We start from the raw sequence: 12,945 nt of genomic DNA on the forward strand, positions 1-12,945 counted from the left end.
ATCGCCGTTCCAGGTCTTGAGCGAAGAGTCTTTGCCGACCGGCTTGCCGAGCGACATCGTCTTCTCAGGATCGACCAGGATGTCGGAATCCGGGCCCATCGAGTAGGCGCGCCAGACCTTCTTGCCGCTGTTGATGTCGTAAGCGGTGACATGGCAGCGAACGCCGAATTCAGCGCCCGAGATGCCGATGATCACTTTGTCTTTCGTCACCAAAGGAGCGCCCGTACCGGTTTCACCCTTCTTGGGATCGCCGTCGACGACCTTCCACAGTTCCTTGCCCGTCTTCGCGTCGAGAGCGACGAGAGACGTATCGGCCTGGTGAAGGAAGATCTTGCCTTCAGCGTACTGAACGCCACGGTTGACCGTGTCGCAGCACATCACAGGAATAACCGACGGATCCTGCTTCGGCTCATACTTCCAGATGATCTTCTCGTCGTTCGCAAGATCAAGAGCAAACACGATGTTCGGGAACGCCGAATGGAGATACATCGTGTTGCCGATGACGAGCGGGCCACCTTCGTGACCACGAAGAACACCCGTCGAGAACGTCCACGCGACCTTCAGCTGGCCGACGTTAGCGGTCGTGATTTGGTCCAGGGTCGAGTACCGCGTACCGGCATAATCGCCGGACTGGATCGCCCAGTTCGCCGGATCGCTCGACAACTTGATCACGTCCTCGTTCGCCCATGCGGACGCTGAGAACGCGGCAGTTGCGAGCAACCCGCATGCGAATGCACTTTTGCGCATTGCGCTTCCTCCGTTTTGAGAAAAGTCTTGCCACGCTTGCAAGTTGATCTCGAGGACCTCCCGACTTTTCCTGCCATCAAAATCAAGGGCTTGCGGGATTTTTTCCCGTCTTAACCTCGTCGATGGAGGAGTTCTTCACGGAACCGTGTAGAACTCGGTAGGTCCCCGTGAACGCGGGCATGTAGACACTTTTTTTATACATCCGCAACACGTACTGCGACGATCGATCGTCCGCGACAAATTAAGACAGCTGTGCTGACCAAAAATACCCTATGATTTATCGGCGTTTTTCGCGTCGCACCAAAAATGGTGCGGCGCACGTCTATTTCTTCCCGAACGTGATAATTCTGCTCTCCGTTCACGAATCCTCGCAAGTTCGTGATACCTCGCGATCCATTCGCGCTTTTGCATTGGCTCTGTTTTCCGACTTATCTTGGGAAAATAACAATGACCCAAAATTCCCAGCCCCCTACGGGACCTTCCCGCAAAGATTTTCTCCGCGGAGCCGCGCTGATCGCGCTGCTGCCGTTGTTACGGCGCGCGGCACGTGCCGAAGAAACCCAGTTCGGCATAACGGAGGTGGCGCCCGGCATTTATGTCCACGTCGGCAAGTATGCTTTGGTTAATGGTGAAAACCACGGAGACATCTCGAATGCTTGCTGCGTCATCGGGAGTTCGGCCGCTGCGGTCATCGATACCGGCGGCTCGTACGAAGTCGGAAAAGCCTTCCTCGATGCGATCCGAAAGGTCACCGATAAGCCGATCCGCTACGTTATAAATACGCATATGCATCCGGACCATGTCCTCGGCAACGCCGCGTTCGAAGGTCTTGGCGCCGAATTCGTCGGCCACCACAAACTTCCCGCGGCACTAGCGGCCCGTGCCGAGAGCTACCTGAGAAACGCCCGCGAACGCATCGGCGACAAAGCTTTCGCCGGTACCAAAATCGTCATGCCGACAAAGCTCGTCACCGATACGCTTGAACTTGATCTTGGGAGCCGTCCCCTCACATTGGCGGCGCGGCCAACCGCCCACACTGATAACGACCTGACGATTTTCGATACCGCGACAGAGACGTTCTTTCTCGGAGATCTGCTGTTTTCGGTCCACATTCCAACACTCGATGGATCGATCGTCGGATGGTTGAAGCTTATTCCCGAGCTGATGAAGCAAAGGGCCAAGCGCGCGATCCCCGGCCACGGCCCCAAATCCATGCCATGGCCAGACGCAATTTTGCCGGAGCAGCATTATCTAGAAACGATTGCGCGCGAGGTACGCGCCATGATCAAGGACGGCAAGACGCTTGAGGAAGCGGTCGCCAAAGTTGGCCAATCTGAGCGCGGAAACTGGAAGCTCTTCGATGAGCACAACGGCATGAACGTGACCGCAGCGTTCACTGAGCTCGAATGGGAATAAAGGCGATCACGCTTGGCGACCGGCTCTCTGGAAGAGGGTCGCCAGACGCAGACTTCAGAAGCAGCGCAACTCACCTTCGACTTGCGCGCGTCTCATGTCCTTCACTTTTTTCTGCATTTCCGGGATCTTTGTCCAGGCGACGTTCTCGCCGCCCTTGAGTCCCACCGAGATCAGCGTCTCAGCTTCTTCATAGTCCGAATACGGCAGGATAGCCGCAATCTGATCGATCGAGCACGAACACTTATCGAGCATCTCACGCGTCTGACCGTTTACGGCCATGCAGGCATAAACGTAATCCGCGCGCGCGGCAGTCGGATAGTCATTCGCCGGCAATTCTTGCGCTATTGCCATTCCCGTGCAGGTCAAGCCCGCGGCAAAAGCCATTCCGAAAAGCGCCCTGCGTCCCAGAGGATTTTTCATTTCACATCTCCCACGCCTTCTAACGTTGTCGTTTCGAGCAGCGACGGCGCCGACTTGTCGGTGCTCGTGTAGTCAGAAACCATCCGCGCAAAATAACCCGGAATTTTATCGGAGAGCGCGATCTTGAATGTCGCGTTCTCGAAACCGTTCATTTTTGCTTTCGCGGGATCGTTCGCGTAAGGCGTCGCCGTCACCTGATAGCCATCGACCTCCTTGCCCTTGTAAAGAATTTTGACGGGCGCGATCGTGGCGTTCTCCGCGAGATATTTGCTGAACGTGTTCTTCAGATAGGCGCTATCTCCCCCCGCAAGCAGACGGAAGTGCGAAACGGCGTTGTCGAGATAGACAATCAACATCGGATTTCCGTCCATACCCGTGATGCGCTGCGGCTCACGCGCGCGATCGCCGGAGTAAACCTGGACGGTGACGTTCTTTTTGCCCGGCGCGCCATCGCTGTCGATTTTTACCGTGATATCGTCGCTAAAACCGGGGCCAAGCAGCTTCTCGTCGGAGGGCTTGCGGACAAACTTATAGTCGAGCACCGTTCCCGCGGCGACCGATGAGATGTGCGGACGATTAAAAAGGATATCGGTCGGTTTCGGCGTATCTTCGGCACCCGCAACGCCGGGGATAAGCAAGGCAAGCGCAGCCAAAGCGGCGACGGGAAATCTCAGCATTAAACCTTTTCCTCCAGATCAGCAGAATTGCTTGTTTTTCCCGGCTCTTTAGCGACCGGCGTACATATTGACCAGAGATCTTTGACCGATCCGGTAAAGCGTACGCCTGAGCGGGTTGGCAATTTTCAATGGAAAATGCCGGAAGAACTTCCAGTTCGGAACTTAAAAGCCGGTAATATCGGGCTAACGAAGGAATTTTCCGAAGGCGCGCGGCCCGTCGCCGACGGCAGCCTTTCCCGTGATTTTGAGAGCCGTTGGATCGAGACGAAGCAGGACGTCATCGCCCCAGCAGGAAACGTAAACATTGCTGTCCGACGAGTCCGCTTCGATGCCTTCAGGATGATCGCACGCCCTAATTTTCTTGATCGGCGCAAGTGTGGCCAGGTCGAATACCGTGACACTCCCACCGTATTGATCCGTTGAAAACCCCCGTCCGTCCGCCAACGCTACGACGTAGGGACGCCGCCCTGTCGGCACGTGACCGATTACCTTGCGCGCGGGGATGTCGATCACGGTCACATCATCGCTCTTCACGTTTGCGGTATAGGCACGCTTGCCGGACGGATCGATGGTAATTCCGAAAGGATGTTTCCCGACCGGAATCGATGCAATCCGTTTCCGACTGGCGATATCGATAATGGAAACCGCATCGCTTTCGCGATCCGCTGAAAGCAACAGCGACCCATCAGGCGTCACCGCCAATCCCGAAGGCGATTTTCCGACGGCAATTTCGCCGACGACGGCGAACTTCACCGCATCGATGATGAGGATCTTATGGGTGTACCAGTCCGCGACGTAGATTTCCTGCTTTGTCGGATGCATCGCTATGCCGAGCGGGCCGCCACCAAGCTTTAAGCGTCGTACGACGATGCGCTTGACTGCATCCACCTCGACCAGCTCTTTGCTATCCGGTGCCGTAATGTAGGCCCTGGATTTATCTGGCGAGAGCGCGATCCCAGCAGGTTTGCCACCGACTTTTATTCGCGCAACTTCCTTCATGGCCGTAAGATCGACAAACGACAGGCTGTCGTCCGGTTGATTTGTGGTCAGTGCCTCGCCCGCCAGCGCGGCCGATTGCAGTCCACCGAACAAGAGAACGGCAACCGCCGCGCTGAAGCGGAGCGAAATTCGCACTATTTGCCACCCTCGATCTTGGCCTTCACGGCGGCTAATGTGCTCTTATAAAGATCTTCGACGGCCTTCTTCGACGCTTCATCGTTCAGGTTCGGCGGCGGGTCATTGTTCATGTATCCGCGATAGAACGCACCTTTCCACTCAAGCGTCGACTTGTTGTCGCCGTCGGCGGTCACGGTGATATGCGAAGAATAGTCGTTGACCGGCAGAACCTTCACATCGACCTTCGTAATCTCGTAGCTATAGGTCATGTCCTTCGCGTCGTAATCGTCGAGCATTTCCTCGATGACGCCGCCATTTTTGAGTGTCAATGTCCGTGTGGCGCCGTCATTGGAAGCCTGGCTCGTCGCAGGCTTGTTACCGCCCTTGCCCTCGGTCTTGGCGACGGCAGGAACCCAGCTCATGTCCTGAAAATTTCCGACAACGGCCCAGACCTTGGCGGCAGGCGCATTGATCTCGACCGATTCTTCCACCTTCTGGCGTGACGGACCGTGAGCCAAAGCCACGGCCGGCAACGAGCCCAAGATCGCCGCGGCGATCGCGAAGCGTTTCAACATGCATTTCCTCCGGAGGTTCAGATCTGTGTGAAGCCAGATTGTTGGACCCTTAGGCCGAACGCGGGGACATTAGGCGCGTTGAACGTCGCGGGAGACGGCCAATTGTGTCGCACCGTATTTCCACCCGTTACCCTGCTTGACCGTTGGGGTGAGAGTTGGTTTACCTCCGGCCTCATACATTTGTCGAATCTCGCCGGGTAGCTTCCGCGGCTTCATGAGGTGGTGGATTTGGAATCCGAAAAGTCGAGAAACGGCGCAAATCACTTTGAGAACGTTGCCTGCCCTTTCTGCGGAATGGCCTGCGATGATCTCGACATCGGCCCCTCGGGCAACGGTGGGCTCAAAGTTCTCAAGAACGGGTGTGCGAGATCTATCGCAGGTTTCGAACGCCCACTTGTCGAACCGAGCCCGCAGGTCGACGGGAAGAACGTCACTTTAGAAGAAGCTGTCCGGGCGGCCGCAAAGTTAATCCAGACGAGCAAGCTCCCGATCTTTGGCGGCCTTGGCACCGATGTCGAAGGATCGCGCGCAGTCATTGCACTCGCCGAGCGCGGCGGCGGCGTTGTGGATCACGCGATGAGCCCGGCGACCTACCGCAACATCCGCGTCATGCAATCGAGCGGTTGGCTCACGACGTCTCTTACCGAGGCCCGAAATCGCGCCGATCTTTTCATCTTCGCTGGCTGCGACACGCACAAGAACAATCCCCGGTTCTTCGAGCGCGTCGTCTGCACGGAAGCATCGATGTTTTCCGATAATCCTGCAAAGCGTACGGTCATCTTTTTAGGCGAAGGCCTCGATCAGTCTGCGGCCAAGGGCAACCGTATTGGCGAAGTCCTCACGCTTCCGTGCAAGTCAGACCGTATTGGCGAGATTCTGGATGCGATGCGTGCCCTCCAAAAGAGCCTTGCGCTACCGAGTGGCGATATCGGCGGCTTGCCGCGTGCGGCCGTTGACGATCTCTATGCCCGCTGCAAAGCTTCGACTTATGGCGTGATCGTTTGGGATCCGGCGAGCTTCAACTTCCCTGGCGGGGATCTGACCGTCAACGCCATCTGTGAGTTCGTCAAAGAGATTAACGCGACATCGCGATTTGCAGGACTTTCGCTAGGTGGCAATGAAGGCGTTCCTTCTGCGTCTTCGGTCTGTGCCTGGCAATCCGGATATCCGCTTCGTGTTTCGTTTGCGAACGGCAAGCCGGAATACGATGCCGAACGTTATGATGCGACACGCATGCTCGCTGCGAAGGAAGGTGACCTGCTGGTATGGCTCGCGTCGTTCGGTGATAACCTCGTTCCGCCGGAGACCGACGTTCCGACAATCGTTCTCGGAACGCCCGGATTGAAACTCAGCCGGAAGCCTAAAATCTTCATTCCTGTCGGTACGCCCGGCGTCGATCACAGCGGTCGGGTCATACGCGTCGATAACGTTGTTTCGCTTCCGCTGCGAAAGCTGCGCCAATCGAAGCTTCCGTCGGCCGCCGACGTTCTCGCCTCCATCGAAGCCGCCCTCTAACACTCGAGATAAAGAATGCTCATCAAGCTTACAGGCGGCCGCATCTACGATCCCGCGAATGGCGTTGACGGCGAGGTCCGCGACATCTTTATCGAGAACGGTCGTATCGTTTCACCATCGCCGAATGCCAAGGTCGATCATGAATATTCGGTGCATGGCCGTGTGATCATGGCCGGCGGCATCGATCCTCACTCCCACATCGGCGGCGGCAAGATGACCATCGCCCGCATGATGCTGCCGGAAGACCATATCGGCCAGGAGTTCGCACGGACGGACATTACCCGTGCGGGTGTCGGCTATGCCATCCCGTCGACGATGACCGCCGGTTACCGCTATGCGGAGATGGGCTACACTGCGGCATTCGAACCGGCGATGCTTCCGGCGAATGCCCGGCAGGCTCACATGGAGCTTGCCGATACCGCGATCATCGACAAGGGCGCGTTCGCGATGCTTGGGTCGGATGATTTCTTCCTGCGCCAACTCGCAGGCAAGGCCGACTTCTCGGCAATCAAGGATTATATCGCTTGGACGATGCACGCGACGCAGGCGATTGCCGTCAAGGTCGTCAATCCGGGCGGAATCAGTGCGTTCAAGTTCAACCAGCGCAAACTCGATCTCGACGAAAAGCACGTTTATTACGGCGTCACGCCTCGCGACATCATCGTGACGCTGGCGCGTGGCCTTAACGAACTTGGCGTTATCCACCCGATCCATATTCACGGCTGCAACCTGGGAGTTCCGGGCGGCGTCGAGACGACGCTCGCGACGATCAAGGGTGCAGAAGGGTTGCCGATCCATCTGACGCACATTCAGTTCCACAGCTACGGAACCGAAGGCGACATGAAGTTTTCGTCTGCCGCGGCGCAGGTCGCGGAGGCCGTCAATGCCAATCCGAACGTCTCGTGCGACGTCGGCCAAGTGATGTTTGGACAAACGTGCACAGCATCGGGCGATTCGATGCGCCAGTTCGTCAACACGCGCTCGGCGTATCCGAAGAAGTGGGTCGTGATGGACATTGAATGCGATGCCGGTTGCGGCGTCGTTCCGTTCAAATATCGCGACAAGAGCTTCGTCAACGCGCTGCAGTGGGCGATCGGTCTTGAACTATTCCTCCTCGTGAACGACCCGTGGCGTCTGTTCCTGACGACCGACCATCCGAACGGCGGTCCGTTCACCTGCTATCCGCATTTGATCCGTCTCTTGATGGATAAGGCGTTCCGGCAAGAAATGATGCAGACGATCAACCAGGATGCGTTGAAATATTCGACACTTTCGACGCTCGATCGCGAATACACACTCTACGAAATCGCGATCATGACGCGCGCCGGACCGGCGAAGAGTCTTGGCCTTGTGGATCGCGGCCACCTTGGCGTCGGCGCTTGTGCCGACATTACCGTTTATGACGACAACCCGGACCGCGAGGCTATGTTCACGACGCCGGAAATGCTTTTCAAGAACGGCGAGTTGATTGTCCGCAACGGCAAGATCGTCAAGGCCGTCAACGGAGCGACGCACGTTTCCCGGCCGTCATACGACCGGGGCATTGAACGGCAATTGAAGTCGTATTTCGATGACTACAATACCGTGCGAATGGAGAACTTCCGCCTGTCGGATGATGAGATCACGGACAATGGGCGCGGCTCCCTTATCATCCAACCGACGAAGGCGCGCGTAGCATGAGCAAGACCGTCAACGGCGTCGAGATCGACGATACCTTCGCCGAAGCCTTCGGCATGACAGGTACGGGCATCATCATCACGGCAGACTCGTTGAAGTGGGCGCGCATCGCCGCCACGGTCGCCACCGGCTTCGGCACATCGGTGATCGGGGCGGGCGCCGAGTGCGGAATAGATCGCGAGTTGAGCCCCGATGACACACCTGATGGGCGTCCTGGCGTCCGCATTCTGATGTTTGGTTTTTCGCCTGACGCGCTCGTTCCTCAGATCCGGAACCGCATTGGACAATGCGTTCTCACGAGCCCCGGCTCGGCCTGCTATGCAGGTCTCAAGGCTCCGCAATCGATCGGCCTCGGAAAGGCGCCGCGCTATTTCGGCGATGGCTTCCAGACGGCAAAGAAGCTTGGTCAGAGCCGGTATTGGCGCGTGCCCGTCATGGACGGGGAATTCGTCATTGAGGAAGAAACCGGCGTAACGACCGACGCAGTCGGTGGCGGCAATATGCTGATCCTCGGCAACGATCGTGCGGGCCTATTAGAAACCGCCGAGGCTGCTGTCGAAGCCATTGCGAAGGTCGATGACGTGATCACCCCGTTTCCCGGCGGTATCGTTAGATCAGGAAGTAAGGTTGGTGCAAAATACTCGGGGATGTTCGCTTCGACCAACGATGCGTTCTGCCCGACACTGCGCGGAACCGTGAAGAAAAGCGAACTTGGTCCCGATACGCTGGCGGTTCTTGAAATCGTTATCGATGGGCTGACGTCGAAAGCGGTCGCCGATGCGATGCGGGCCGGCCTCAAGGCCGTGACCGACACAGGCGCCAAGCGTGGCGTTACGCGCGTCACTGCGGGCAACTACGGCGGCAAGCTTGGACAGCACCACTATCATCTGAAGGATTTGATCTGATGAGCGGCCTTACGTTGCGCCTCAAGGCGCCTGCGTCCGAGCGGATCAACCTTGACGGCGTCACTCCCGCGAAACTCGCAGCATTGTCTGGGCATGAGATTGCGAAGCTCAATGTCGGCATCGACAAGGGCGGCCTCGCGCTTGGCGATGCCTTCGATATTTCCGGCAGCGCGAGCGAGACGCTGACTATTGAAGGCGCCGGACCGAACCTCGATTTTGTCGGCGGCGGCCTCGACAGTGGAACGATCCGCGTCGTCGGCGACGTCGGTTCCTACGCTGGCCGCAAGATGGCGCGCGGCAAGCTCGAAATTCGCGGCAACGCTGGACACTATCTGGCCTCCGGAGCCACGGGCGGGTTCATTCACGTTTCCGGCAATGCGGGCGACAATGCGGGCGGGTTCATTCCGGGTGATCGTTTCGGGATGTTGGGCGGCGTCGCCGTCGTCGGCGGAAATGTCGGTGCGCGTGCGGGTGAAAAGATGCGCCGCGGCACCATCATCGTGAAGGGCAAGACGGGCGAAGGCGCGGGCACTCGGATGATCGGCGGCACCATCTGGGCCGAAGGCGGTATCGGCCCCCTCCCGGGCTTCATGATGCGCCGAGGAACACTCCTCGGACCCAGCGTCGAAAGCTTGCTGCCAACGTTCATCGATTGCGGGAAACACGATCTCGTGATCGTGCGTGTTATGTCCCGCTATTTCAAGAGCACGCTTGGCGACCTCGCGCCGGCCGCTATGCCATTGTTCGTGCGAAAGATTGGCGGCGATCTCGCCACCATTGGCCGTGGTGAAATTCTGCTCCCGGCTGCGTGATCGCCGGCGTAGCGCGGCGTTTGTGTGATTTGCACGAAAATTATTCCCCTAAGATGCAACGATAGTATTCTCGCTTTGGCGTCGCGACGAAGTCGCGGCGGCTCTGATGCCGTTGCTCTTCACAAGGGAAATCCGGTCGCTCATGATCGCAATCGTGCTTTCGGCCTGCCTGGCGAACCAGCCCAGCGTGTGCCGCGACTATAAAATTCCGATCAACGAGGGCATCGACGCGACGCATTGCGTGGCAGATGCACCGCCGTATTTTGCCCGGTGGGCGCAAGAGCATCCCGGTTGGACGATAACGCGTTGGCGCTGTGCCCCGGCGAGCGAGAACGACATCTGAATTCGTCTTCTCCGCCGTGGCTTACGCTATCACTAACGGGCTTTTTCCCAGGCGAGAGTCGACATTGATGGCGGCATAGTTCCGCTCATCTCGATCACGAATTTCTGGCGAATGGCGCGTGCGAAATCGCCATACCCTTGCGCCGGAAGAACGAAACTGCCGGGACCCGCCATCACGTGCTTGCGGTACCACTGTTCCAGCGGAGGCTTTCCTCCCGGCACCGCTTTCGGCAGCAACGCGTCGTTCTCGGGCGTATCGAGAAGTATCGGGAGGCCGTTTATCGTTACGCCGTTGCTGACGAGTTCGTCGCGCACTTTCTCGATCGGCTCGTCAGCGTTGCAATTGTCCGGGCCATCTCCCGACACGTCGATCACGATACGCGCTGCTTTTGCGGGAATCTGCGGAACGATTTTGTCGTTTGCCGAGCGCAGCATCCGCGTCATGCAAGTAAACTCCCCGCCTTGGTGGGGAAGCGTTCGTATTCGTTTTGCAACGGCGAACGCGTCTGCCTTGTTCGCGATGCGCATCCACGGAAGGACGAAGGCGGGCTTGTCGGCCCAAGTCACCATGGAAAATAAAATGCCGCCGCTGGAACCGCCCGAAATCGCATCTATGACTCCCGGATCTTCGAGAGCCTTCGCGATCCCTTCCATTTGCAGCTTGTACCGCGCGTTATCGACGGAGTTGGAGACGTCGACCGATACGACGAGAGCAGTATCGACAGCGGGAAGATCATCGGCCTTCGAATTTGAGACCGGAAAGACTGCTAGCCCAATAGCCAGTATCGCGCCAAGCGCCGACTGCAGATGTTTCATGACGCCTGGAATGAGCAAATTCGCTTGTGGATCGAGTTTTACCAACGTTCTGTGATGGAGCCTAGCAAAGACTGTTTTGCTCGCCAAGCACGGACCTTCCGACGAAGCTGATCCGCTCGGCCTAGGCCGTCAGTCGGTAAAATACGCTCCGCGGACGACCCGCGCCAAGGCGAACGCCAGCATCAGCGCCATGCCGAACCACGTCGCAGCGTAGAGCAAGTGGTGATTGTAAAATGAAATGACCGTGAGCCCCCCGATCGGGAATCCGCCTGGATTGGGAGTGCTGTCCGCATCGATGAAGTAAGGTGCAACGTTCGTTAGATTTTGCGTTTTCGCGATGGCGTTAACATCCCTCGAATACCATCGGTTTGCATTGGGTTTGTTCGAGCGCAGAAAGGCTCCGTTGGGCTCCGTCATGCGAAGCAATCCCGTAACCGTCGCCTCACCGTCAATCTCACCCGCCATGCGCGTTGCAGGGTCGCGCCGGTCAGCAGGAACGAAGCCGCGATTGACGAGAACCACGAAGCCATCGCGACTCCGAAGCGGGGTCATAATCCAGTAACCCATTCCTTGCTCTGTGGTCGCATCGACAAGCGTCTCGCGATCGTTCGCGAAGCGGCCGGTCACCGAAACCACTTTGTATTCGTCCTTGGACCGGGTGATCGATGACCACGCCGCCGGTCCAGGCGCTGCAACGGGCGACGCGTGGATGCGATGCTCGACGCGGTCGATGAGCGCGAGCTTCCAAGCCCGGCGTTCGATTTGCCAAACGCCGAGCGCCGTAAATATTGCAATTCCGGTGAGCGCGAAAACGACGAAGCCAGCCAAGCGCCGCCGCGGCACGGATTCTTTTCCTTTTAGTCCATAGCCAATGTGCGACGCATTGAATTCGGCGTCGATGGTCACGGCAACCGGCTCATGTCGTGGCTCGGCATCATGTTGGTGTTGAGGTGATACATAACCCACAAGGAACCGGCGAGCGTGATCAAGACCATCACCAATGTGAAGATCAATGCCATCATCGTCCAACCGTCTTCGGAGCGCGGGCTCATATGCAGAAAGAAGATCATATGAACCACGATCTGAACGGCTGCAAACGCCATGACTGCGACGACCGTCGCTTCTTTGTTGCCAAGCACGCCTGACATAACGAGCCAGAACGGGATGGCCGTCAACACGGCCGACAGCCCAAAGCCGATCAGATAGCCCCCGAGCGTCGCGTGGACGCCGCCATCGCGATCGTGCCCCGCGTGCGATCCATGATTTACGTGCGCTTCGGTGCTCATCTGAGGACACCCATTAAGTAGACGAAAGTGAAGACGCCGATCCACACGACGTCGAGGAAGTGCCAGAACATGCTGAGGCACATCAGCCGGCGTTTGTTGGCTTCAATCAAGCCATGCTGCCAGACCTGAAACATCAGCGTGCCAAGCCAAATCAGTCCGAACGTGACGTGCAATCCGTGCGTGCCGACCAGCGTGAAGAACGACGACAGGAATGCGCTCCGCTGCGGCGTCGCTCCTTCATGGATCATGTGAGCGAACTCGGTCAGCTCGATACCGATGAAGGCGGCGCCGAAAAGTGCTGTTATTGCCAGCCATGCCTGCATCTGTCCGACACGATTTTTGTCCATCGCCAGCACGGCAAAGCCATACGTGATCGAGGAAAACAACAGCATCGACGTATTGACGGCGACAAGCGGCAGATCGAACAGGTCCTTTGGAGCGGGTCCTGCTGCATAGCTTCCGCCGAGTACGCCATACGTCGCGAACAGGCATGCAAAGATGAGGCAGTCGCTCATCAGGTAGATCCAGAATCCGAGCATCGTGCTGCCGCCGCCAGCGTGCGCATGCTCATCTTCCAAATAAAAGACGGGAGTCGCGCTTGCCGCTTGGCCTGCGCCCGTTGTCTTTGCCGGTGCGTCCAT

The 12,945-nt window shown here is 57.8% G+C and carries 15 protein-coding genes; 6 read left to right on the plus strand and 9 right to left on the minus strand.

Translation table 11 applies throughout. The features are described 5' to 3' along the window. Positions 1-747, minus strand: a 747-nt coding sequence (locus tag VHB22_RS00070) for a PQQ-binding-like beta-propeller repeat protein (protein ID WP_325454900.1), incomplete at its 3' end; no start/stop codon positions are given. 447 nt (positions 748-1,194) lie between these two features. Between VHB22_RS00070 and VHB22_RS00075 the strand changes: the two genes are divergently transcribed. Beyond that, positions 1,195-2,163 carry a quinoprotein relay system zinc metallohydrolase 2 gene (locus VHB22_RS00075; RefSeq protein ID WP_325454901.1) on the plus strand — a complete coding sequence of 323 codons (969 nt, stop codon included), beginning with the start codon at positions 1,195-1,197 and terminating at the stop codon, positions 2,161-2,163. Between the two features lie 54 nt (positions 2,164-2,217). On the opposite strand, the gene VHB22_RS00080 is transcribed toward VHB22_RS00075, so the two are convergent. The 4 genes from VHB22_RS00080 to VHB22_RS00095 all read right to left on the minus strand — a co-directional run bounded on the left by VHB22_RS00080 (position 2,218) and on the right by VHB22_RS00095 (position 4,951). Further along, positions 2,218-2,583 carry a hypothetical protein gene (locus VHB22_RS00080; RefSeq protein ID WP_414652683.1) on the minus strand — a complete coding sequence of 122 codons (366 nt, stop codon included), beginning with the start codon at positions 2,581-2,583 and terminating at the stop codon, positions 2,218-2,220. Beyond that, entirely contained in the window at positions 2,580-3,260 is a 681-nt protein-coding gene (locus VHB22_RS00085) for a hypothetical protein (RefSeq protein WP_325454902.1), read from the minus strand. The genes VHB22_RS00080 and VHB22_RS00085 overlap by 4 nt, the downstream gene beginning before the upstream one ends. A 183-nt stretch (positions 3,261-3,443) precedes the next feature. Beyond that, positions 3,444-4,388 (minus strand): beta-propeller fold lactonase family protein, encoded by a 945-nt coding sequence (locus VHB22_RS00090; RefSeq protein ID WP_325454955.1) that lies wholly within the window; start codon positions 4,386-4,388, stop codon positions 3,444-3,446. A gap of 5 nt (positions 4,389-4,393) precedes the next feature. Further along, the gene (locus VHB22_RS00095; protein ID WP_325454903.1) at positions 4,394-4,951 is read right to left on the minus strand and encodes an SRPBCC family protein; all 558 of its coding nucleotides are present in this window, start codon (positions 4,949-4,951) and stop codon (positions 4,394-4,396) included. A gap of 222 nt (positions 4,952-5,173) precedes the next feature. Between VHB22_RS00095 and VHB22_RS00100 the strand changes: the two genes are divergently transcribed. From VHB22_RS00100 to VHB22_RS00120, 5 genes are all read left to right on the plus strand, one after another. Beyond that, positions 5,174-6,466: a formylmethanofuran dehydrogenase gene (locus VHB22_RS00100; protein WP_325454904.1), complete on the plus strand. Its 1,293-nt coding sequence runs from the start codon at positions 5,174-5,176 to the stop codon at positions 6,464-6,466. Between the two features lie 15 nt (positions 6,467-6,481). Beyond that, a complete protein-coding gene (locus VHB22_RS00105; RefSeq protein WP_325454905.1) occupies positions 6,482-8,146 on the plus strand; it encodes a formylmethanofuran dehydrogenase subunit A in 1,665 nt (554 codons plus the stop codon). Then, positions 8,143-9,048, plus strand: a complete 906-nt coding sequence (fhcD, locus tag VHB22_RS00110) for a formylmethanofuran--tetrahydromethanopterin N-formyltransferase (RefSeq protein ID WP_325454906.1) — start codon at positions 8,143-8,145, stop codon at positions 9,046-9,048. The genes VHB22_RS00105 and fhcD overlap by 4 nt, the downstream gene beginning before the upstream one ends. Then, positions 9,048-9,860 (plus strand): formylmethanofuran dehydrogenase subunit C, encoded by an 813-nt coding sequence (locus VHB22_RS00115; RefSeq protein WP_325454907.1) that lies wholly within the window; start codon positions 9,048-9,050, stop codon positions 9,858-9,860. Before fhcD ends, VHB22_RS00115 begins: the two co-directional genes overlap by 1 nt. Before the next feature lie 142 nt (positions 9,861-10,002). Then, entirely contained in the window at positions 10,003-10,203 is a 201-nt protein-coding gene (locus VHB22_RS00120) for a hypothetical protein (RefSeq protein WP_325454908.1), read from the plus strand. A 32-nt stretch (positions 10,204-10,235) separates the two neighbouring features. Here the strand turns inward: VHB22_RS00120 and VHB22_RS00125 are convergent, their stop codons facing one another. The 4 genes from VHB22_RS00125 to cyoC form a co-directional block, all read right to left on the minus strand. Next, complete coding sequence (locus tag VHB22_RS00125) at positions 10,236-11,018, minus strand: DUF1194 domain-containing protein (protein WP_414652685.1); 783 nt, start codon at positions 11,016-11,018, stop codon at positions 10,236-10,238. Between the two features lie 129 nt (positions 11,019-11,147). Further along, positions 11,148-11,861 (minus strand): SURF1 family protein, encoded by a 714-nt coding sequence (locus VHB22_RS00130; RefSeq protein ID WP_414652686.1) that lies wholly within the window; start codon positions 11,859-11,861, stop codon positions 11,148-11,150. 59 nt (positions 11,862-11,920) lie between these two features. After that, positions 11,921-12,304, minus strand: a complete 384-nt coding sequence (gene cyoD / locus VHB22_RS00135) for a cytochrome o ubiquinol oxidase subunit IV (RefSeq protein ID WP_325454910.1) — start codon at positions 12,302-12,304, stop codon at positions 11,921-11,923. Next, complete coding sequence (gene cyoC, locus VHB22_RS00140; protein ID WP_325454911.1) at positions 12,301-12,945, minus strand: cytochrome o ubiquinol oxidase subunit III; 645 nt, start codon at positions 12,943-12,945, stop codon at positions 12,301-12,303. The genes cyoD and cyoC overlap by 4 nt, the downstream gene beginning before the upstream one ends.

It is taken from the genome of Hyphomicrobium sp. (assembly GCF_035548195.1).
GTDB lineage: Bacteria > Pseudomonadota > Alphaproteobacteria > Rhizobiales > Hyphomicrobiaceae > Hyphomicrobium_B.

Excerpts from the sequence above, each read along its gene's own strand:
- VHB22_RS00075 (WP_325454901.1), top strand. The coding sequence starts at position 1,195 with ATGACCCAAAATTCCCAGCCCCCTACGGGACCTTCCCGCAAAGATTTT.
- VHB22_RS00125 (WP_414652685.1), bottom strand. The coding sequence starts at position 11,018 with ATGAAACATCTGCAGTCGGCGCTTGGCGCGATACTGGCTATTGGGCTA.
- VHB22_RS00120 (WP_325454908.1), top strand. The coding sequence starts at position 10,003 with ATGATCGCAATCGTGCTTTCGGCCTGCCTGGCGAACCAGCCCAGCGTG.
- VHB22_RS00080 (WP_414652683.1), bottom strand. The coding sequence starts at position 2,583 with ATGAAAAATCCTCTGGGACGCAGGGCGCTTTTCGGAATGGCTTTTGCC.
- cyoD (WP_325454910.1), bottom strand. The coding sequence starts at position 12,304 with ATGAGCACCGAAGCGCACGTAAATCATGGATCGCACGCGGGGCACGAT.
- cyoC (WP_325454911.1), bottom strand. The coding sequence starts at position 12,945 with ATGGACGCACCGGCAAAGACAACGGGCGCAGGCCAAGCGGCAAGCGCG.
- VHB22_RS00105 (WP_325454905.1), top strand. The coding sequence starts at position 6,482 with ATGCTCATCAAGCTTACAGGCGGCCGCATCTACGATCCCGCGAATGGC.
- VHB22_RS00095 (WP_325454903.1), bottom strand. The coding sequence starts at position 4,951 with ATGTTGAAACGCTTCGCGATCGCCGCGGCGATCTTGGGCTCGTTGCCG.
- VHB22_RS00085 (WP_325454902.1), bottom strand. The coding sequence starts at position 3,260 with ATGCTGAGATTTCCCGTCGCCGCTTTGGCTGCGCTTGCCTTGCTTATC.
- fhcD (WP_325454906.1), top strand. The coding sequence starts at position 8,143 with ATGAGCAAGACCGTCAACGGCGTCGAGATCGACGATACCTTCGCCGAA.
- VHB22_RS00115 (WP_325454907.1), top strand. The coding sequence starts at position 9,048 with ATGAGCGGCCTTACGTTGCGCCTCAAGGCGCCTGCGTCCGAGCGGATC.